This is a genomic window from Pseudomonadales bacterium, from assembly GCA_041395665.1.
Classification (GTDB): Bacteria; Pseudomonadota; Gammaproteobacteria; order Pseudomonadales; family UBA7239; genus UBA7239.
Genome location: JAWLAB010000005.1, coordinates 131044 through 150859 on the forward strand (window position 1 = coordinate 131044; position 19816 = coordinate 150859).

Annotated in this window: 20 protein-coding genes and 3 pseudogenes; 15 read left to right on the top strand and 8 right to left on the bottom strand. The window is 48.8% G+C overall.

Translation table 11 applies throughout. The annotated features are described in order from the left end of the window. The first annotated feature begins 122 nt into the window (after positions 1-122). From R3E63_08425 to lnt, 12 genes and pseudogenes are all read left to right on the top strand, one after another. Positions 123-572, top strand: coding sequence for a PPOX class F420-dependent oxidoreductase (locus R3E63_08425; GenBank protein ID MEZ5539953.1), 450 nt, complete (start codon positions 123-125; stop codon positions 570-572). 15 nt (positions 573-587) lie between these two features. Continuing rightward, positions 588-1697: an efflux RND transporter periplasmic adaptor subunit gene (locus tag R3E63_08430; GenBank protein ID MEZ5539954.1), complete on the top strand. Its 1110-nt coding sequence runs from the start codon at positions 588-590 to the stop codon at positions 1695-1697. After that, a complete protein-coding gene (locus R3E63_08435; protein MEZ5539955.1) occupies positions 1694-2533 on the top strand; it encodes an efflux RND transporter permease subunit in 840 nt (279 codons plus the stop codon). The genes R3E63_08430 and R3E63_08435 overlap by 4 nt, the downstream gene beginning before the upstream one ends. 7 nt (positions 2534-2540) lie before the next feature. After that, a pseudogene (locus R3E63_08440) lies at positions 2541-3238 on the top strand (efflux RND transporter permease subunit). A 43-nt stretch (positions 3239-3281) separates the two neighbouring features. Beyond that, positions 3282-4793 (top strand): annotated as a pseudogene (locus tag R3E63_08445) (efflux RND transporter permease subunit). 45 nt (positions 4794-4838) lie between these two features. Further along, positions 4839-5156 carry a Grx4 family monothiol glutaredoxin gene (gene grxD, locus R3E63_08450; GenBank protein ID MEZ5539956.1) on the top strand — a complete coding sequence of 106 codons (318 nt, stop codon included), beginning with the start codon at positions 4839-4841 and terminating at the stop codon, positions 5154-5156. Positions 5157-5182: 26 nt separating this feature from the next. Further along, the gene (locus tag R3E63_08455) at positions 5183-5785 is read left to right on the top strand and encodes a peroxiredoxin (protein MEZ5539957.1); all 603 of its coding nucleotides are present in this window, start codon (positions 5183-5185) and stop codon (positions 5783-5785) included. A 68-nt stretch (positions 5786-5853) separates the two neighbouring features. Further along, positions 5854-6600, top strand: coding sequence for a HAMP domain-containing sensor histidine kinase (locus tag R3E63_08460; GenBank protein ID MEZ5539958.1), 747 nt, complete (start codon positions 5854-5856; stop codon positions 6598-6600). 72 nt (positions 6601-6672) lie between these two features. Continuing rightward, on the top strand, positions 6673-7638 hold the full coding sequence (locus tag R3E63_08465; protein ID MEZ5539959.1) for a PhoH family protein: 966 nt from the start codon (positions 6673-6675) through the stop codon (positions 7636-7638). Between the two features lie 7 nt (positions 7639-7645). Beyond that, the gene (gene ybeY / locus R3E63_08470) at positions 7646-8122 is read left to right on the top strand and encodes an rRNA maturation RNase YbeY (protein MEZ5539960.1); all 477 of its coding nucleotides are present in this window, start codon (positions 7646-7648) and stop codon (positions 8120-8122) included. A gap of 32 nt (positions 8123-8154) precedes the next feature. After that, positions 8155-9009, top strand: coding sequence for a transporter associated domain-containing protein (locus tag R3E63_08475; protein ID MEZ5539961.1), 855 nt, complete (start codon positions 8155-8157; stop codon positions 9007-9009). Positions 9010-9015: 6 nt separating this feature from the next. Continuing rightward, positions 9016-10518 (top strand): apolipoprotein N-acyltransferase, encoded by a 1503-nt coding sequence (gene lnt / locus R3E63_08480; protein ID MEZ5539962.1) that lies wholly within the window; start codon positions 9016-9018, stop codon positions 10516-10518. On the opposite strand, the gene pepN is transcribed toward lnt, so the two are convergent. The 3 genes and pseudogenes from pepN to R3E63_08495 form a co-directional block, all read right to left on the bottom strand. Then, a complete protein-coding gene (gene pepN / locus R3E63_08485) occupies positions 10493-13186 on the bottom strand; it encodes an aminopeptidase N (GenBank protein MEZ5539963.1) in 2694 nt (897 codons plus the stop codon). The two genes, lnt and pepN, sit on opposite strands and share 26 nt — an antisense overlap. Beyond that, positions 13183-14030 (bottom strand): annotated as a pseudogene (locus R3E63_08490) (DUF2797 domain-containing protein). Before R3E63_08490 ends, pepN begins: the two are co-directional and overlap by 4 nt. 1 nt (position 14031) lies before the next feature. Further along, the gene (locus tag R3E63_08495; GenBank protein MEZ5539964.1) at positions 14032-14370 is read right to left on the bottom strand and encodes a DUF1315 family protein; all 339 of its coding nucleotides are present in this window, start codon (positions 14368-14370) and stop codon (positions 14032-14034) included. Positions 14371-14481: 111 nt separating this feature from the next. On the opposite strand from R3E63_08495, the gene R3E63_08500 reads away from it, so the two are divergent. Further along, the gene (locus R3E63_08500) at positions 14482-14886 is read left to right on the top strand and encodes a hypothetical protein (protein ID MEZ5539965.1); all 405 of its coding nucleotides are present in this window, start codon (positions 14482-14484) and stop codon (positions 14884-14886) included. Here R3E63_08500 and R3E63_08505 read toward each other — a convergent pair. Continuing rightward, positions 14883-15665 (bottom strand): methyltransferase domain-containing protein, encoded by a 783-nt coding sequence (locus R3E63_08505; GenBank protein MEZ5539966.1) that lies wholly within the window; start codon positions 15663-15665, stop codon positions 14883-14885. The two genes, R3E63_08500 and R3E63_08505, sit on opposite strands and share 4 nt — an antisense overlap. A gap of 113 nt (positions 15666-15778) precedes the next feature. Here R3E63_08505 and R3E63_08510 point away from each other — a divergent pair, with 113 nt between their 5' ends. Then, positions 15779-16741 (top strand): NAD(P)-dependent oxidoreductase, encoded by a 963-nt coding sequence (locus tag R3E63_08510; GenBank protein ID MEZ5539967.1) that lies wholly within the window; start codon positions 15779-15781, stop codon positions 16739-16741. Between the two features lie 3 nt (positions 16742-16744). On the opposite strand, the gene R3E63_08515 is transcribed toward R3E63_08510, so the two are convergent. Further along, the gene (locus R3E63_08515) at positions 16745-16978 is read right to left on the bottom strand and encodes a SlyX family protein (protein MEZ5539968.1); all 234 of its coding nucleotides are present in this window, start codon (positions 16976-16978) and stop codon (positions 16745-16747) included. 9 nt (positions 16979-16987) lie between these two features. Next, entirely contained in the window at positions 16988-17593 is a 606-nt protein-coding gene (gene cobC, locus R3E63_08520; protein ID MEZ5539969.1) for an alpha-ribazole phosphatase family protein, read from the bottom strand. A gap of 49 nt (positions 17594-17642) precedes the next feature. Between cobC and R3E63_08525 the strand changes: the two genes are divergently transcribed. Next, positions 17643-18206, top strand: a complete 564-nt coding sequence (locus tag R3E63_08525) for a cob(I)yrinic acid a,c-diamide adenosyltransferase (GenBank protein ID MEZ5539970.1) — start codon at positions 17643-17645, stop codon at positions 18204-18206. 20 nt (positions 18207-18226) lie between these two features. Here R3E63_08525 and R3E63_08530 read toward each other — a convergent pair whose 3' ends face one another. Next, a complete protein-coding gene (locus tag R3E63_08530; protein ID MEZ5539971.1) occupies positions 18227-19141 on the bottom strand; it encodes an ROK family protein in 915 nt (304 codons plus the stop codon). Between the two features lie 6 nt (positions 19142-19147). After that, on the bottom strand, positions 19148-19735 hold the full coding sequence (ampE, locus tag R3E63_08535) for a regulatory signaling modulator protein AmpE (GenBank protein MEZ5539972.1): 588 nt from the start codon (positions 19733-19735) through the stop codon (positions 19148-19150). Positions 19736-19816: the final 81 nt, after the last annotated feature.

The window sequence follows — 19816 nt, forward strand, 5'->3', positions numbered from 1 at the left end:
TACGCCGCAACCCGATGTTGTACACAACATCGGGTTTTTTTATACCCGTATATGTTCAAAACGCGGCCATCATAATCAATCGCATACAATAACGACTCGGTTTAACGCACACGGAGTCACACATGAGTTCGACAACAACCATTCCCGAATCGCACCACGATATCCTCAAAGGCAACAACTACGCGCAAGTGGCGATGGTGATGCCCAATGGCTCGCTGGCCAACAATGTGGTGGCTTTTGTATGGGATGGCGAGTTCGTGCGTTTCAGCACCATAAAATCACGACAAAAATATAAAAACCTTTCCGGCGACCAGCGCGTAGCTCTGTGTATCGTTGATCCTAAAAATCCGTGGCGCTATATAGAAATTCGCGGCAGTGTTGAAATCCAAGAAGACACTGATCGCAGCTTTATCAACAGTATTGCTAAAAAATACATGAACCAAGATCACTACCCGTTTGATCAACCTGGCGATGTGCGCATTATTTTCACCGTTAAACCCACACGCATTCGCGCTGAATATGTGCATGCAGCGGATGGCACTCCTGAAAACATCGGCATACAGCGCGGCTAAAAAGGAAGTAAAAAAATGGCAGTTCAACACTCATCCGCAAAACGCTGGTTGATTGTTTTTATCGCGTGTTTGGCGCTGTTGCTGGCTTTGGCGGGCTACAAATTTTTGCAAATCCGTCATTTGATGGCGGTGGCGGCTTCGTATCCAGAACCCTCAGAAACGGTAGAAGCCACCACAGCACAAAAGCAAAACTGGCAATCCACTGTCACCACAGTGGGCGAAGTGCTCGCGCCACAATCCATTGAATTGCGCAATGAATTGGAAGGCCGCGTTGTCGCTGTTGAATTGCAAGCAGGTGGAGCCATCAAAAAAGATCAAATGCTACTGAAGTTGGATGCCAGCGAAGACATTGCCCAGCTGCGCGCCGCACAAGCAGATGCAGAATTAGCAAAAGCATCATTAGCGCGTTACAACAAATTGGTCGCACAAAAATTAACCAGCCGTGAACAATACGATCAAGCGCGCGCGCAGTACGCAGTGGCTGTTGCTCGCGCACAAGAATTACAGGCTGTCATTGATAAAAAAATTATCACCGCACCTTTTGATGGCTATGCGGGGTTGCACCATTTACAAGTTGGGCAATATCTCACGGCCAATACGCTCATCACACAATTGGTCGGCTCACTCACTACTGTGTGGGTAGATTTTTATTTGCCGCAACAACAAGGCAATATCGCGCTCGGTACCGATGTTCACATTCATGCCAACGGCCTACCAACAACAGTATTCTCAGGCAAAATAACAGCCATTGACCCCACCATTTCATCCAGCTCACGCAATTTTAAAGTGCGCGCCGCCGTCAACAATACTGAAGAAAAATTAAAACCGGGTACGCTGGTGGATGTCCAACTACCAACCACCACAGCACAATCAATCATTACCGTGCCATCCACTGCCGTGCAATTCAGCGACGCAGGACATTTTGTTTATCTCATTGAGCCAGATAAAGAAGGCGTGCTGCGCGCAAAAATTCGCAATGTGGATGTAGGTGAAGAGAATAACCTGCGCATGGTGATAAAAAATGGCTTGCAAACCGGTGAGCGTATAGCCGCTGACGGCTCATTCAAATTACACGATGGTATGCGCGTTAACATCAAGGAGCACAGTCAGGAATCAATCAAATGATTCACGACATCCATCAAAAATCGCCCACCGATATTTTTATCAAGCGGCCGATTATCGCGATTGTTATTTCGCTGGCATTAATCGTTGTCGGTTTATACGCCGCGCATAAATTACCGGTGTTGCAGTTTCCACGCATTGAAAGTTCTTCATTAGTCGTCACTACACCCTTTGTCGGTGCATCCGCAGAACGCGTGCAGGGTTTTATTACGGATCCGATTGAGCGCGTTGCCGCTACTGTCCCCGGTGTGGATTATGTGGATTCCACGACGCTCGCTGGCATGAGCACGGTAACGGTTTGGCTGAAACTCAATGAAAACAGCACCGCAGCGCTCGCCGAATTAACTGCACGCTTGCAGCAAATTCGCTATGAATTACCTGCCGGTGCAGAAGACCCTTCTATTCAAGTCAATCGCGCCGATAAACAAGGCGCTGGTTTTTATCTCGATGTACCCATTACCGGCACGCACACGCGCGCTTCCATCACCGATTATTTAACGCGCAATGTGAATCCTCGACTCGCCGCCATTCCTGGTGTGCAGCGCATCGGTTTGGAAGGTGGGCGCGCACCCGCGATGCGTATTTGGCTCGACCCTTCGCGTTTACAAGCATTCAATCTCAGTGCCAGCGATATTGATGCAGCACTGCGCGCCAACAATTTAATCGCCACGATTGGTCGCAGTGAAAATAATGCACAGCGCATTGATTTGCTCGCCAACACCACACTAAAAACGCCAGAAGATTTTGAGCAACTCATCATCAAGGATGTTAACGGCGCACAAATTCGTTTACGCGATGTCGCCAACATTAAATTGGGTGAAGACGAAGGTGGAAAATAACGCGCGCATGGATAATCGCGATGCAGTTTATATCTCCGTGTGGCCGCTCCCTGGCGCCAATGAAATTGAAATTGCTGACGCACTCTACAAAGACCTCGCCGCTATTAACCCCACACTGCCCAAAGGCATGCATATCGGCATCGGTTACGACATCACGCTGTATATGCGCTCTGCATTGCGCGAAATTTTTCACACACTCGCCGAAACTGTTTTATTGGTTGGCATTGTTGTACTGGCATTGATGGGTTCTGCTCGCACGGCACTGGTTCCGTTGGTGACGATTCCTATTTCACTGCTCGGCGCGATGGCCGCCATGTTGGCGATGGGATTTTCCTCAACTTACTGACCGTATTAGCGATTGTTTTATCCGTTGGCTTGGTGGTGGATGATGCGATAGTCGTGGTTGAAAATGTTGCGCGACATATGCGTGAAGGCAAAAGCCGCATCGAAGCAGCATTAGCCAGCTCGCATCAATTATTTGCGCCCATTATCGGCATGACTATTACACTTTGCAGCCGTGTACGCACCGATTGGTTTTTTATCCGGTTTAACGGGCGTGCTGTTCAAAGAATTTGCTTTTACTTTAGCCACCGCTGTTTTAATTTTGGCTTCGTGGCGCCGACTTTATCGCCCATCATGAGTGCTTATGTCTGCCCACCTCACGGACAAGAAGGGCGCATGACAAACTGTCAATCACTGGTTTGAGCAATTACAAGAGTGCTACAGCCGCGCCTTACTAAAATGTTTATCGTGGCGACCGCAAGTGCTCACAGTGGCTCTTTTCTTCGCATTCTTAGTGATTCCTTTTTATTTATTTTCACAACAAGAATTGGCACCCGTTGAAGATCAAAGCAGTATCAATGTGGTGATAGAAGCACCTCCGCAATCCTCTCTGGCTTACACCACGCGCTATATGCACGATGTGGTCAATATCTTAAATGCTCTGCCCGGTACGCGTTTTATGTGGCAAGTAGTGACACCACAAGGCGGTTTTGGTGGGCAAACTTTTGTCGATTTCAAAAAACGCGAACACAGCGTGCAGGAATTATTACCGCGTGCTTACGGTGAGTTAGGCAAAGTGAGTGGTTTGAAAGCCTTTCCAATTTTGTATCCCGCATTGCCTACTGCCGGTAATTTCGATATTGAGATGGTGGTGCTATCCACTGACACACCAGCACAGATGAAAGTGTATGCCGACAAAATGGTGGACTACGCCAAAAACAGCCAAAAATTTCTTTATGCAGATACCGATCTCAAAATTGATTTGCCACAAGCGGAGTTTCAACTCAACCGACAACGCATCGCTGATTTAGGCATGGATTTAGCCAGCGTCAGCAATCAATTAGGTATTTTGCTCTCGGCAAATTATGTCAATCGTTTTGATTTGAATGGCAAAGCGTACGAAGTGATACCGATGATTGCCAACAGCGATCGTCCCGATCCACAAACTTTAATGAATTTGCAAATTCGCACGCCGCGTGGCGATCTTGTTCCACTGTCAGCTATTGCCACGCTGCAACAGCACACCGCACCGCGCGTACTCGGAAAGTTTCAGCAAAATAATGCTTTTCGCATTTACGGCGGCGTGATGCCTGGTACTACCAAAGAACAGGCGTTATCGGCATTAGAGTCTGCGGCAAAAGATATTCTGCCACTCAGCTATAGCGTGGATTACGCGGGTGAATCACGCCAGTTGCGTCACGAAGGTAACACTTTATTTGGTGTGTTATTGATTGCACTACTGTTTGTCTTTTTTGTGTTGGCGGTGCAATTCAACAGCTTTCGTGATCCGTTGGTGGTGCTGCTCGGTTCCGTGCCATTGGCCTTGTCTGGCGCCATGCTCATCACTTTTCTCGACTGGACCACCATCAACATTTATTCTCAAGTAGGCTTTATTACGCTGGTGGGATTGATTTCCAAAAACGGTATTTTGATTGTCGAATTTGCCAATCACTTACAGCGCGAAGGCTGTAATAAAATCAAGGCTATTACGCAAGCGGCAACCACGCGACTGCGCCCCGTGCTGATGACCACCAGCGCAACCGTGCTCGGTCACTTCCCTTTGGTATTAGTAACGGGAGCAGGCGCAGAAGCGCGAAACAGTATTGGTATTATTTTGGTCGCCGGCATGATGATAGGCACACTCTTTACGCTGTTTGTGCTGCCTGCTGTATATATGTTGATCGCTTCTGAACACCACGAAGCCATTGAACATGACCCAATATCTATTGGCGATGCAATTTCTAACGCTGACAGCTAAAATAGCTGCCTGTTTAATCCCGATACCTACTGCGAGGCTGTCACCATGGATGTCATGGATCAAATCAAAGATCAGATCGAAAAAAACCCCGTCATCCTCTACATGAAAGGCAGCCCTAACGCACCACAGTGCGGCTTTTCTGCGCGTACAGCGGAAGCCTTGATGAACTGCGGCGCACGCTTTGCGTTTGTCGATATCTTGGCGAACCCAGAAATCCGCGCCAACTTGCCGCGCTACGGCAACTGGCCCACCTTCCCGCAGTTGTGGGTCAAAGGGGAATTGATTGGCGGCTGCGATATCGTCACAGAAATGTACGCCAAAGGCGAATTGCAGCCATTGGTTAAAGAAGCTGCTGCCGAATAATTCACTTCAGATTCAAGGAGGAAATAATGGCTGTGCTTGTTGGCAAACCCGCGCCTGATTTTCGCTGTGCAGCGGTATTGGGCAATGGTGAGATTATGGAGGATTTTCATCTCGCCTCCGTTATCCAAAACAAGTACGCGCTGTTGTTCTTTTATCCTCTGGACTTCACTTTTGTCTGCCCATCTGAATTGATTGCACTCAACCACCGCATGGATGAATTTATTGCGCGCGGCGTTGAAGTCATCAGCGTTTCCATCGATTCACACTTCACGCACAACGCGTGGCGCAATACCGCCATTAACGACGGCGGCATCGGCGCTGTGCGTTACACCATGGCAGCGGACCTCACGCAGCAAATTGCGCGCGATTACGATGTGCAAACTGATGGCGGCGTTGCCTATCGCGGTGCATTTTTGATTGATCCGCGCGGTATTGTGCGCAGCCAAATCGTCAATGACTTACCACTCGGTCGCAATATTGATGAATTGCTGCGTTTAGTTGATGCGCTGCAATTTCATGCCGAACACGGCGAGGTTTGCCCAGCAGGCTGGCAGAAAGGCGACACGGGTATGAAAGCCAATCCCGCTGGTGTTGCGGAATATTTAAAACAACACAGCCAAAAACTGTAAAACAGCTCGAGAAAAAATAAAGCCACGGCAATGAAGCCGACTCTGCTTTGCAAAGGATCGCTCGCTCTATGCAAATTACCCTCGCCACTCTCAGCCATGAAATTCGCAACCCATTAGCTGGGCTACTATCTGTATTGCATGTCTTGCGTCGTACTACGCTGGATGAACAACAACAAAATTTATTAGATACCGCCAGCAATGCCAGCCACACCCTACTCTCTCTGTTAGACGATGTACTGCTGCGCGCAGATTTCCAAGAAAATATTTTTCTACCACACCCACAAGTCGTTTTATTACACGAAACCGTACAAACTTTGCTGCAACTTTTCAGCTGTCAGGCACAAGATAAAGGCATCCTACTGATCGCACATATTTGCCCCACGCTACCCACTTCGTTTGTCAGTGATGCAGGAAAAATCCAACAAATTCTCAGCAATTTTTTGTCCAATGCTCTGCGCTTTACCGATGGCGGTATTATCAAACTGCAAGTCAGTGCTGAAAAACGACCCACCGGCAATACAGCGCTCTGCTTTCGCGTCATTGACTCTGGCGTAGGCATCTCCAGCCATGATTTACAGCGCATCATGGAATCGAGCGTGACCACCCACAGACCACCACCGCGCCGTGGTGGAACAGGGTTAGGCTTGGCGATCAGTCATCAATTAGCACAAACCCTAGGCGGCTCACTGCACATACACAGCGAGGAAGGACGCGGTAGCATTTTTACGCTGTCACTACCTTGGCAGGAAGCGCGTGAACCGACGAGCGTTGACCTTCCCCTGCGCCATGCCGCTCGTATATCCTATGAGCCATGAATCACAGCGCGAGTGCGCTAACCCAAGGATGCCTTGAACACACACACTGGCTCTGTAAATGAAGCCCACACCTTGGTGTTGGAACCTGCCGACAACCACCGCCTGACGCGCTTGTGCGGACAACTGCACGAGCATCTCAAACAAGTTGAACAGCGCTTGCATGTGCAAATTAATGTGCGCGGTAATGTGTTTACCGTACACAGCAACGATGCCGCAGCCGTCACACGCGCCACAGCTGCTCTGCAACAACTTTATTTAGAAACCGAGAACGATCAGGATCTCACCCCAGAGAAAGTGCACCTGATTCTGCAAACGGCCAATGTTTCTGGCTTGCAGAACAACAGCGCAAAAAATATTTACGAACAATCCAGTATTCGCACACGCAAAGGCAACATCAAACCGCGCGGCGCTGCGCAGAATCACTATGTGCAATCCATCCGCAAATACGATATCAATTTTGGCATCGGCCCCGCCGGCACAGGCAAAACTTATCTCGCTGTTGCCTGCGCTGTTGAAGCCCTGCAAAGTGAAAAAGTAGAGCGCCTCTTGCTTGTGCGCCCAGCGGTAGAGGCTGGAGAAAAGCTGGGATTTCTCCCCGGCGATCTCGCGCAAAAAATTGATCCGTATCTACGCCCACTGTACGACGCACTCTATGAAATGATCGGCTTTGAAACGGTCGGCAAATTATTAGAACGGCAAATTATTGAAATCGCGCCATTGGCCTATATGCGCGGTCGCACACTGAACAACGCTTTTATTATTTTGGATGAAAGTCAGAACACCACTGAATCACAAATGAAAATGTTTTTAACGCGCATTGGCTTTGGCTCAACTGCCATCATCACCGGCGATGCCACACAGATTGATTTGCCGCGCGGCACAAAATCAGGCCTGTTGCATGCCAATGAAATTTTGCGCGATGTAGAAGGCATCAGTTTTACTCGTTTCACTTCACAGGATGTTGTGCGCCACCCACTCGTACAACGAATCGTCGATGCCTACGACCGCTACGAAAGCGTCCAGCGCCCTATTGTTTGATACCGCCATGAGTTCTGTCGACACCACCATACAAGTGTTGATTGATAACACTTGTGATACAGCATCTATCCCCAGCGAGGAGCAGTTCTCACAGTGGATTCATGCCGCGTTGCAAGGTTTGCGCACGCGCGCCGAAGTGTCTATTGGCATCGTCGATGAACAAGAAAGTGCCGTACTGAATAATCAATATCGCGGCAAAGATTACGCCACCAATGTGCTGTCTTTCCCCAGTGATCTACCAGAAGATTTTGAGCCGCCGCTGCTGGGTGATTTAGCGATTTGCGCAGCAGTGGTTGAACGCGAGGCACAAACGCAAAAAAAACCGTTACAAGCGCACTGGGCACACATGGTGATACACGGCTGCTTGCATTTACTGGGTTTTGACCACATAGACGATGAAGAAGCTGAACAAATGGAAGCGCGAGAAATTGCCATCTTGCATAGCTTAGGTTTTGCAAACCCGTACGAAACTGATCTTGATTAAAAACACGGAACACAGGAAAGAGCACCGCATCCATGAGTGATGAAAATAACGAACCCACGGAAAAATCTTGGCTTGATCGTTTCATGAAAGCAATAGGCCTTTCATTGCGCGACAGCAATGACTTGCTAGAAATTCTCGATGACGCCCACAAGCAAAAGCTGCTGGATGACGAAATGTTTTCCATCATGGAAAACGCGTTAAAAATTCGAGGAAAAACTGTCGGCGATATCATGGTACCGCGCCGACAAATGGTGACGCTAAAAGCAGATAGCTCACTGGAAACACTGCTCACAGCCATCATTGAATCAGAGCACTCGCGCTTCCCTGTGTTGGGAGAAACACCCGATCATATCGTCGGCATTCTATTAGCCAAAAAACTGCTACCTCTGCTACTGAAAGACAAAGAATCTTTCAATATTCACGATCATTTACACAATGCTAATGTTGTCCCAGAAACCAAACGCATCAGTGAATTGCTGCGAGACTTTCGCCAGAATCGCTATCACATGGGTATCGTGGTCGATGAATACGGCAATGTTGCTGGATTAGTCACCATTGAAGATGTATTGGAAGAAATTGTTGGCAACATAGAGGACGAAACAGATACAGAAGAAGACGAGCGTTTCATTCGCCCGCTGTCAGGGCAAGATTATTTAGTCAAAGCGCTAACACCTATCGAAGATTTCAACGCAGCTTTTGGCTCCACCTTATCTGATGCAGAGTTTGACACCATGGGTGGTCTAATTATGCATGCCTTTGGTCATTTGCCGCGACGCAATGAAAGCACCACTATTCAAGGCTTTAATTTTCGCGTGCTCAATGCCGACAAGCGCCAAATACATATGCTGCGCGTCACTTTACCCACCAACAATACCGACGCAGAATAGTTTTTGATGAGCCAATTTTTTGCAAAAAAATGGGGCGACTTCGCCGCGCTCCTCGCAGGTGCATTACTGCCTTTAGCGTTAGCGCCCTTTGATTGGCGGTGGTTTGCACCGCTACCGCTGCTCGCTTATCTGATGCTAACTTCAAATATCTCAAGCAAGCGCCGCTACTGGCGCAGTTTTTTGTTTGGGCTGGGGATGTACGGCACTGGCGCATCGTGGATTTATGTCAGCGTACACGATTACGGTCCAGCACCCGCACCATTAGCCGCCAGTTTAATTTTTCTTTTTTCTTGTGGCATGGCGCTGCTTTTTCTTATTCCCATGTGGAGCTGGCATCGTTTTTTTCAAGATAAAAAATGGGGTATTACACTGGGTTTCCCCGCCATCTGGATGCTCAATGAGTGGTTTCGCACATGGATTTTTACCGGGTTTCCTTGGCTTTTTATTGGCTACAGCCAAACTGAAACTTTTATCGGCAACTGGGCGCCTGTAACCGGCGTTTACGGCATCAGCTTTTTGTTAGCGTTCTTTGCTGCAACAATTTTTGAGAGCTTGCAGCAACATCGTTGCAGTAAGTCATTGCTCGCTGCGATTACACTACTCTGCGCAGGCAGTGCGCTACTGGGAATAAAACAATGGACGCATCCTACCAACACAACGCAATCTTTTGCTTTGATACAGGGCAATGTGCCGCAACAACTGAAATGGAAACCGGAGCAGCGCGAAGCGATACGCACACTGTATTGGGATGCCAGCGTGCCGCTGTGGCAGAAAAACTCTCTAGTGATTTGGCCGGAAGCCGCAATTCCTGAACTGTACACAGCTGATCACCCATTTTTTCTACGCGTTGAAAAACAACTCGCGCAAAATGGCGGCGCATTAATCACTGGTGTACCGACATTGCATTACGATGCGGATGACACACCGTATTTTCACAACAGTATGATTGGCTTAGGCGAAGCAAGCGGCATCTACAACAAACAGCGTTTAGTGCCTTTTGGTGAATATGTGCCGCTAGAACGCTGGTTAAAAAAATTGCTCGATTTTTTCAAAATGCCGATATCCGATTTTCGCGTCGGTAGTGACGAGCAATTCAATATCAATAGCGGCTTGCTGACAGTCGCTTCCAGCATTTGCTATGAAGTGGCCTACCCCAAATTAGTCGCATCGCAAGCAAAAGACGCCGACTTTTTACTGACGGTCAGCAATGACACTTGGTTCGGCAACTCCATCGGCCCACACCAACATTTACAAATGGCACAGATGCGGGCGCGTGAAAATGCACGAGAAATGTTGCGCGCTACCAGCAACGGCATCTCTGCGCACATCAATGAACAAGGAAAGTTATTGGCGCGTTCACCACAATTTGAGCGCTTCGTTATGCAAGGCACAGTACAAGCACGACAAGGACACACGCCCTACCAACTGCTAGGCAACTGGCCAATGCTGCTGATTTGTTGGGCGCTGTTGCTGCTGGTGTGGTTTAAGCCATCACAGCCGCGCCATTAGCATCGCTGCCCGATACCGATTTACTCACCACTTCGTAAACATCTGGCGACAACTGACCACTGCGTAAAATGCGCTGCAATTCACCGCGCATTTTTTCTTGATTTGCGGCAGGCAATTTTTGCCAACGCGTCAGCGGCGACAGTAAACGCGCAGCAATTTGTGGATTGATTGCATCCAGCTCAATCACTTTATCCGCTAAAAATTGATAACCTGAACCATCTTCCGCATGAAAATGCACAAGATTTTGGCTGCAAAACACACCGATAACTGCGCGCACTTTGTTGGGATTGCGAATATCAAATGCTTCGTGCTGCAACAGCGCTTTAACACGCTCCAAAGCACCGGCTAACGAACAAGTTGCTTGCCACTGCAACCACAAATTGACAGCCAAAGGCTCATGCTGCCAACGGCGATAAAAAATACGCAACGCTTTTTCGCGCACGGCAGTGACAAAATCCGCTTCACAATTTAACAAGGCTTGCAGTGATGCGCTGGCGTCCGTCATATTTGCAGCATTGTTGTACTGATCCAGCGCCAGTTGCGCAGTCGCTTTTTCATTCAGCAGCGTCAAGTAAGACAGTGCTGTATTCTTCAAGCTGCGATGTGCAATGGCCTCTGCAATAGGTTGATAAGTTGCTGGTGGTTGATGGCGGTGATAAACCGTTTCCAATGCATGGCGCAATTCATGCGCTAATGCAGTGCGCGCAAATTGTCGTGCTTGATGAATGGCCACCGGATTCGCTACGACTGCCACTTCTGCTAAATAATTTTCTGATGGCAGCTCCAACATCAAAGCTACCATCGCCGGATCCAAAGTTTCATCCAACAACAACACACGGAATGCAGCAACCAATTTGCTGTCGAGTGTCAAAGTTTGTTTTTGTAGCACTTTTTCCACTAATTTCTGCAGCACTTGTACGCCCAATTGCTGCGCTGCTTCCCAGCGATTAAACCCATCGCTATCGTGGCTCATTAAAAATGCTAATTCATCGGCCGTGTAGGGATAATCCAACTTCACCGGCGCAGAAAAACCACGCAACAAAGACAGCACAGGTTTTTCTGTCACGCCTTCAAACACAAACTGCTGCATGCGATCGCGCACTTCCAACAAATGTTCTTTATGCTGCGCGTTATCGACGCTATCTCGCAAACACACAGACAACTCACCGCCTGTTGCGCCCAACAAACTCACTGCCAAAGGAATGTGAAAAGGCTCTTTGTGTGATGATTCTGGTGTAGCTGGGCAACTCTGCTCTACCGATAACCGCAGTGTTTTTTCAGTGGCGTTGTATTCACTGCGCACGCGCAATAACGGTGTGCCCGCTTGCGTATACCAATAGCGGAATTGACTGAGGTTGCGCCCAGAAACACTCGCCATTGCCGACAAAAATTCATCAATCGTTACCGCCTGACCATCGTGGCGCGAAAAATACAAATCAGTGCCTTGACGAAATTTTTCCGCACCCAATAAGCGGTGCAGCATACGCACCACTTCCGCACCTTTTTCATACACGGTGGCGGTATAAAAGTTGGAAATTTCCATATAGGAGGCAGGCTGCACAGGATGCGCCATCGGACCTGCGTCTTCAGCAAACTGCGCGGTGCGCAACATATTGACATCTTCGATGCGTTTTACCGTGCGCGAACCCATATCCGCTGAAAATTCCGCATCGCGAAATACAGTAAAACCTTCTTTCAAACTCAACTGAAACCAATCGCGACAAGTGACACGGTTGCCGGACCAGTTGTGGAAATACTCGTGCGCCACCACCGCTTCCACACGCTGAAAGCCTCGATCCGTGGTGATTTCTGCTCGCGCCAATACGCAAGAGGTATTAAAAATATTGAGCCCTTTGTTTTCCATCGCGCCCATATTGAAATCATCGACCGCGACGATCATGTAAATATCGAGATCGTATTCGCGACCATAGACTTTTTCATCCCACGCCATCGCGCGCTTGAGCGAAGACATCGCGTGATTACATTTTGCTAAATCTTTACCTTCCACATAAATGCGCAGCGTAATGCGCCTTCCAGAACGCGTGACAAAATAATCTTCAACATATTTCAAATCGCCTGCCACTAACGCAAACAAATAGCTCGGCTTCTTGAATGGATCTTTCCATGTCGCCCAATGCACACCATTGTTGAGCTTGCCGCTTTCCACCAAATTGCCGTTCGACAACAACACGGGGTAGCGCTGTTGGTCCGCCAGCAGCGTCACGGTAAACAGCGACATCACATCCGGTCTATCCAAATACCAAGTGATGCGGCGAAAACCTTCTGCCTCACACTGCGTGCAAAACATATTGCGCGATTTATACAGGCCTTCCAACGCTGTATTTAATTGCGGGCGAATAGTAACAATGGATTCCAACTCGAACTGTTCTGGCAGCGATACCAAGATACGCAAAGTATTGCCTTGAATTTCATACTCACTGGCTTTGAGCGGTTTTCCATTGAGCGAAACACTGCGTGTATTCAGTTCATTACCGTCTAACACCAGCGCTGCATCAGGGTTTCCCAACGGGTTTCTGCGCATTTTTAAGCGCGCATTTACCGTGGTAGCCACTTCCGTCAACTGAAAATTGAGTAGTGTTTCGTCGATCAAAAAATCAGACGGTTGATAATCCTGCAACTGGATAGCTTTAGCGACGACTTCGTTCATAGCACTGAAAATTCCACTTCATACGCGGTGAACTTGCGAATATTCAGTGCACCTGTTGATAACATTAAATACTGCCCTTTATCCCCAACAGCTCGCCTTCAACCGTAGGCGTTTTATCAAAATTATGCGTACTCACTTTTTCTGCATAACGCTGAATGGGATAGGAAAAACATTGCTCCACTTCATCTGGCAATACTGTGACGGCAGTGACACCCAAACGCTGTTGTAACAATGCAATATCGCCCTTCACTGCGCGCAACAATTTTTCTCGCTCGCTGTACAAATCTATTGGCTGCGTATTGCTGCGCAACAGCCCACGCCAATCCGTTTTGTCGGCGACAAACTGTTTGCAAATCACTTCAAATAAACCAGAAGCATAGCGATTCGCTACGCGCGCAATCGGCAACGCTTGAACAGCACCTTGATCTAACCAGCGCGTCGGCATTTGGCTGGCGCGGGTAATGCCCACTTTGATGCCAGTCGAGTTAGCGAGATAAACAATATGGTCGGTTTGGCAGTGCGTGGCTGCCCAATCCGGTTCGCGACAAGTGCCTAAATGCAGATGACATTTCTCAGGGCTGACAATGCAACTGTCGCACTGCGCCAGTGATTGAAAACACGGATAACAGTAGCCTTGATTAAAACTTTTTTTGGTTTTTCGCCCGCAATGCGTACAGAGAATCACACCAGTATGACGCAAACGAATGGTCTGACCGATGTGCTCGTTCAGCGGCAGCAATTTTTCATTCAATGGCAATGCGTACTGCGCAGGCGCAGCGGGCGTTATCTGCATTTTATCCAGACAACCCTGACCCAAAATCGTATGCGCTTCTGCTGCTAACATGTCAATGCCGAGTGGAATGGGTTTCAGACATTTGGCGAAACACTAACAACTGTTCTTCGTCCCAGCGATTGCCTGCGTGATCGTGTTTTTTATCGCCTTCACTGCCGCAGTGTTCATGCTCTTGCGGCTGGATATAACCGATGCGCTCACCTTCAGGTTTGTGACGACCATCGTAATAAATCACCGCTTGCAAGCAGGTCTCTCGCTGCGCGGCAGTTAGACGCGCGCCGTTTGCCCATCTACCCAATTCCACCGCGCGTTTTAACGCCTCATACACTTCAGGCGTGATGTTATTGAGTAGGGTTTGCATATCGGGAAAATCGTCTGCGTCGATCATCATTTCACACGCGTCGTGCTGCACTCGAGGGGAGGTTTATTCTAGCAGAGCGATCAAGACACCATGGGGTCTTTGCACTATTATCGCGCGACGCAATGCTCTGGAGAGACACCGGTGAAGTTTGTTCACACAGCGCTCATACTCGTTATCACGATTGGATTCCTTGGTGGCTGTAGCATGGGCAGCAAAGCCTCACAACAACAGAAAAAAGCTGACCGACTGGCCGATGAATACCTCGATTGCATTGGCTCGCTCATCAAGAAAACTGCCCGCGAGAAATACGCCGATCACATCACGCGCCGCAATGTCATTCTGGATAGCTGCCAATCGTCCATCACGCCGTTCACGATTGTGCAGGAAGAAGCCTTTAGCAATGTCTGTGTCAACAGCAGTAAAAATAGCGGCAAAAGTAATCAAACTTGCGATAACGAAGCCGTTGCTCAAGCCAAGCTGGAGACCAAGAAATTGGAGCAAGAAGCTCGCCGACGCATCGACACATCTCCACGGGTTTACTACTAACCACGCGGCGTGTTCTGAGCCATCACATGGATGTAGCGCCCCAGCCACTTGTAGGGCTCTTGTCGGCTCAACTCCTGCTCCAAACGCAGCAGTGTCTCCGCCTCAATTTTTACGCCAGGGAACAGGTAATCGTGCAAGCAGCGCACGCCCGTCACCTGCGCCACCGACAAATTGCGCTCTGCCAACCACGTCAATACTTGCGGCGCAGATTGTGGACTGATCGGCGTTAAGCTGCCCGCTTCACCGGCTTTATCCGCCGCGCGTGCGCGATCAATATTACCCTTGAGCAAGTTCTTCCAGACGATGGATTCGCGGTTGTAAAACGCTAACGACAGCCAGCCGTCGCTCGCCAACCACTGCAACAGCGACGACAGCGTTTGGAGCGGATCAATCAGCCACTCCAACACCGCATGGCACACCACCAAATCAAACCGCTGCTCTGGCAGCAATACTTCGGGCAGTGTTTGAATCGACGCCTGCAAAAACTGCACGCGTGTCATATCGATGCCCTGCTCCGTAAATTGCCGCTTGGCTTTATCTAGCATCGCAGCCGATGGCTCTGCCAACACAACGCTATGCCCCAATGCAGCAAGACGCAGACTCATCTGCCCCAAACCACCGCCCGCATCCAGAATGCGCAGCGATTTGCCCGCCGTGATCGCTGGCAACGCGGTGAGCAAGTCATCCCACAATAATTGCAGACGCAAATCGCCCTTTTTCGAGCCGTAAATCTTGCGCTCGAAACGGTCTGCTAATTGATCGAAGTAAATATCACCCACGCTTATCACCCAAATATGGCCATAGCTGTGTAAACCACCTAGCCGAAACATCGTAGCGGTGATTGTAAAGGTAGCCGTTATGATGGAGACCAGACATTGAACGGCAATCGCACATGAACATACTACTCACAGGCCCTTTTGGCACAATTGGCACGCGCGTTTTGAACGAATTATTGGCGCGCAAACATCGCGTCACTTGTTTTGATCTCGACAACAAAACCAATCGCAAAATTGCCAACAGTTACGGTGACCGCATCAACATGGTGTGGGGTGACATCACTCACGCAGCCAGCGTTCAAAAAGCAGTGAACCAGCAAGGTGCAGTAATTCACCTCGCCGCGATAATTCCGCCACTGTCAGAATCTAATCCTGCGCTGGCAGAAAAAGTGAATGTGCAGGGCACGCGTTTAGTGATAGACGCGATTGCCGCACAAGCCAAAATGCCGCTGCTAATTTTTCCTTCATCCATTTCTGTGCACGGCTTTAGCCATAAGCGCCAACCTCCCTGCCGTATTGATGTGCCGCTCGATGCGAAAGATCACTACGCCGGCCATAAAATTGCCTGTGAAAAACTTCTGCGTGAAAGTCACATCCCTTGGGTGATTTTGCGCATTGGTGCGTGTGTGGATGCCGCAAATGACAAAGTCGGCGATCGTGCTGCCATGATGCGCCACATGTTTTCGTTACACCCAGACACGCGTATTGAATACTTACACCCGCACGATGCCGCTGTTGCCATGGCCAATGCGCTAGAAAAAACAGATGCCGTTGGCAAAACGCTGTTTTTAGGTAGCGGAAGAAACAGTCAAACCTCGTGGCTAGAATTCGTCAATATCGCACCGCGCGCTATGGGCTTGCGCGATTTATCCCCTGACGACTTTGGTGTCGATCCTTATTACACCGACTGGATGGACACTCAAGAAAGCCAGAAATTACTGCAATTTCAAAACTTAGGATTAGAAGCGTACAAACGCGAACTCGCTTTTGAATGGCGCTATAAACGCTTTTTGATTCTGCCATTCCGCTGGCTGATTCGACGCTACATGGTTAGTTTTTCACCAATTCACAGAAAATAAACATCAATAATGCGGTGGTTTTTCTTGTGCAGCAGCCACCGCACCCATCTCGGTAGATTCTTGCATCTCTCGCCACTGTCGATACAGCACTTGTAACATTTGCTGTTGTTTTTCAGTTTCCTGTTGCAAATGTGTAATTTGTTCGTGCAAAGTTTGTATCACATCTTCTTGAAACGCCAAACGCATTTCTAATTCATCAACGCGCTGCTGCAAAACTTCTTCTGACACTGGATTCATTTTTTAATCTCAAAATCGGCTGTTGTGAAAAACCAGTGTAGAAAAATCAGGATGGTCTGTGCTGTGATGAACACGAATACGACTCGCCGATGCATAGGGCACATCCAAACTGGCAATACGCTGCAGTGGCATCGCCAACACATGCGCTAACAACACACGAATCGTGCCGCCGTGCGCCACCAGCAATACATGCTCACCGCGCAATGTTTGTAACAACTGCTGCCAAGCAGCCAAAACACGCTGCTCAAACATCAACATCGGCTCACCATTGGGTGGCGCAGCATTCACAGGATCCGCAAAAAAGCGTCGGGCATCACTGCCCTGCTCGCGCCATACATCCGCAATTAAACGCCCTTCCCAATCGCCAAAATCTACTTCACGAAACCCATCCATAATGGAAACCGGTTTGTCACAACGCTCTGCTACTTCCTGTGCAAACAATGCACAGCGCTGCAAGGGTGAAGAAACGATCTGCGTCCACACGCCCACATTCTGTGTTTTGTCACGCAATTGCTGCCAGCCAACCGCATTCAGAGGAAAGTCCAAACGACCGCGATAAACCTGCCCACCCTCGCATTCGCCGTGACGCAACAAATCAATCGTTGTTGTCTGCATTTATAATGTCCACCAATTTCGCAAAACCAATGCATGAGAGGATCGCAGAATGGGCAATCGTCTGTCAAAAATCTACACCCGCACCGGCGATGACGGTACTACCGGCCTCGGTGACGGCAAGCGCACGCGCAAAGACAGCCCGCGCATGGAAGCCATCGGCACTATCGACGAATTAAATAGCGTGATCGGCGTGATGCTAGCCCATACGATGCCTGATGATTTGCGTACTGTTTTCACCACCATTCAACATCGCTTATTTGATTTAGGTGGCGAGTTAGCGATGCCCGGCTACACATTTATTGATGATGCTGATGTGCAGTGGGTGGAAGAAACACTCGATCACTACAATGAAAATCTGCCACCACTCAAAGATTTTATTTTGCCTGGTGGCACCATCACCGCAGCCAACTGCCATTTAGCGCGCAGTATTTGTCGCCGCGCTGAGCGAATTTTGGTGCACATGCACGAAAGCGATCCCGTCAACAAACCCGTGCGGCAATACATCAACCGCTTATCAGATTGGCTGTTTGTCTGCGCGCGCGTGTTGAATCGTTTGGATGGCATAGATTCAGAAGTGTTGTGGAAACCCAAACCGGTGACAGCGGGAAAATAATTCCCGCTGCAATCCATTTTTTAAGGCCACAACCAAGCCGCGCCGATCACACCACTGGAATCGCCGTGCTCGGCTTTTAACAAACGCGTGCGCACCACATCCGAAAAAATCCACTGCTCCCACGCCGCGGGCACTTCGCGATACAACTCATCGACATTCGAAACACCGCCACCCAGTACAACGACATCTGGATCAACTACATTGATCACCACAGCCAAAGCACGCGCTAACAATTGCACATAATCATTCCAAACGCGCACAGCCACGGCATCGCCTTGACGCATCAAATCAATACCTTGTTGCGTTTTTTCAATGGCAAGACCTGCTGCACGAAAACTGTTGCCGAGGCTTCGACCACTTAACCAATTCTCAACGCAATTTTCACGCCCACAAAAACAGAAACGCACTTTGCGCCCTTCTACGCTGTTGCCAGGCATAGCGTTGTGCCCCCACTCACCAGCATTATTGTTGGGGCCTTTGAGCAATTGTTGGCGGATCACCACGCCACCGCCCACGCCGGTACCGAGAATTACGCCAAACACGCTATCTGCGCCGCGCCCCACACCTGCACAGGCTTCTGACAGCACAAAACAGTCGGCATCGTTAGCTAAACGCACAGGACGCGCTAATGTTTCGCACAAATCATGCAGCAGTGGTTTTTCATTCAAAGCGGTTGAATTGCAACCGCGCATCAAACCGGTTCTGGGTGATTGTGAGCCGGGTGTACCAATACCAATCGGTATATTTTCTTCTAAATGGTTTTCCGCAATTGCACGCTCAACCAAAGCTTTAATGGCTTGCAAGGTACCCTGATAATCTTCGTGTGGCGTTGGTACACGCTCACGCCACACAACTTTACTATCACCCTCTAAAACAGCAGCCTCAATTTTAGTACCACCAAGATCCACACCAATACGCTTTTGTCTCGCATCCATTTACTACTACCTCAAAATAAGAATCGCTAATGCAAGGCTAACAATGCCTAAAATTTCAGTACGCTTCATCAACATTTCTAATGCAGCACTGCGCTGTAGCGTCAAACGTAAGCTGTATTCCACATCTTCTGGCAGTAAAGAAACCTCAACATCCAGAATCAATGCTTCATCTAAACATTGCGCTAAAAAATCTGCTGAAGTTATCTGTGTATCCAGAATATTTTTCTGCCATATACGCATCCCAGTTGTAAAATTTCCTGCCAGACAAGCGCATCCGCCCATAAAACGCACAGGCAACCACTCCAAAAAATGCTGAAGTTTTTTTGCTGACGGCAAATCACCACTATGAGTTTTTTCATGATTGTTATACATCACCGCCCAGCGATAAAGCACTGCTCCTGCAGGCCCTAAAATAAAAAACCAGAAAAAAACAGCAAAAACCCGATCAAGACACCAGCAACCAGCATAGCGCCGCCAAGCCAGCCACAAAGCTTGACCTGTATCCTGATCACTAGGCATTACGCCTGATTCTTCAAGATGCAGTAATACAGACTCAGGATTCTCCTCTCGCAATTGCAGCGCCAAATTACGCATGCCTTTGCACCAATCACCTCGCCCAACGCTGTACAGCAGCAAAAATACACCAAGAAAAAATGACAGCCAGAAATCCAACTG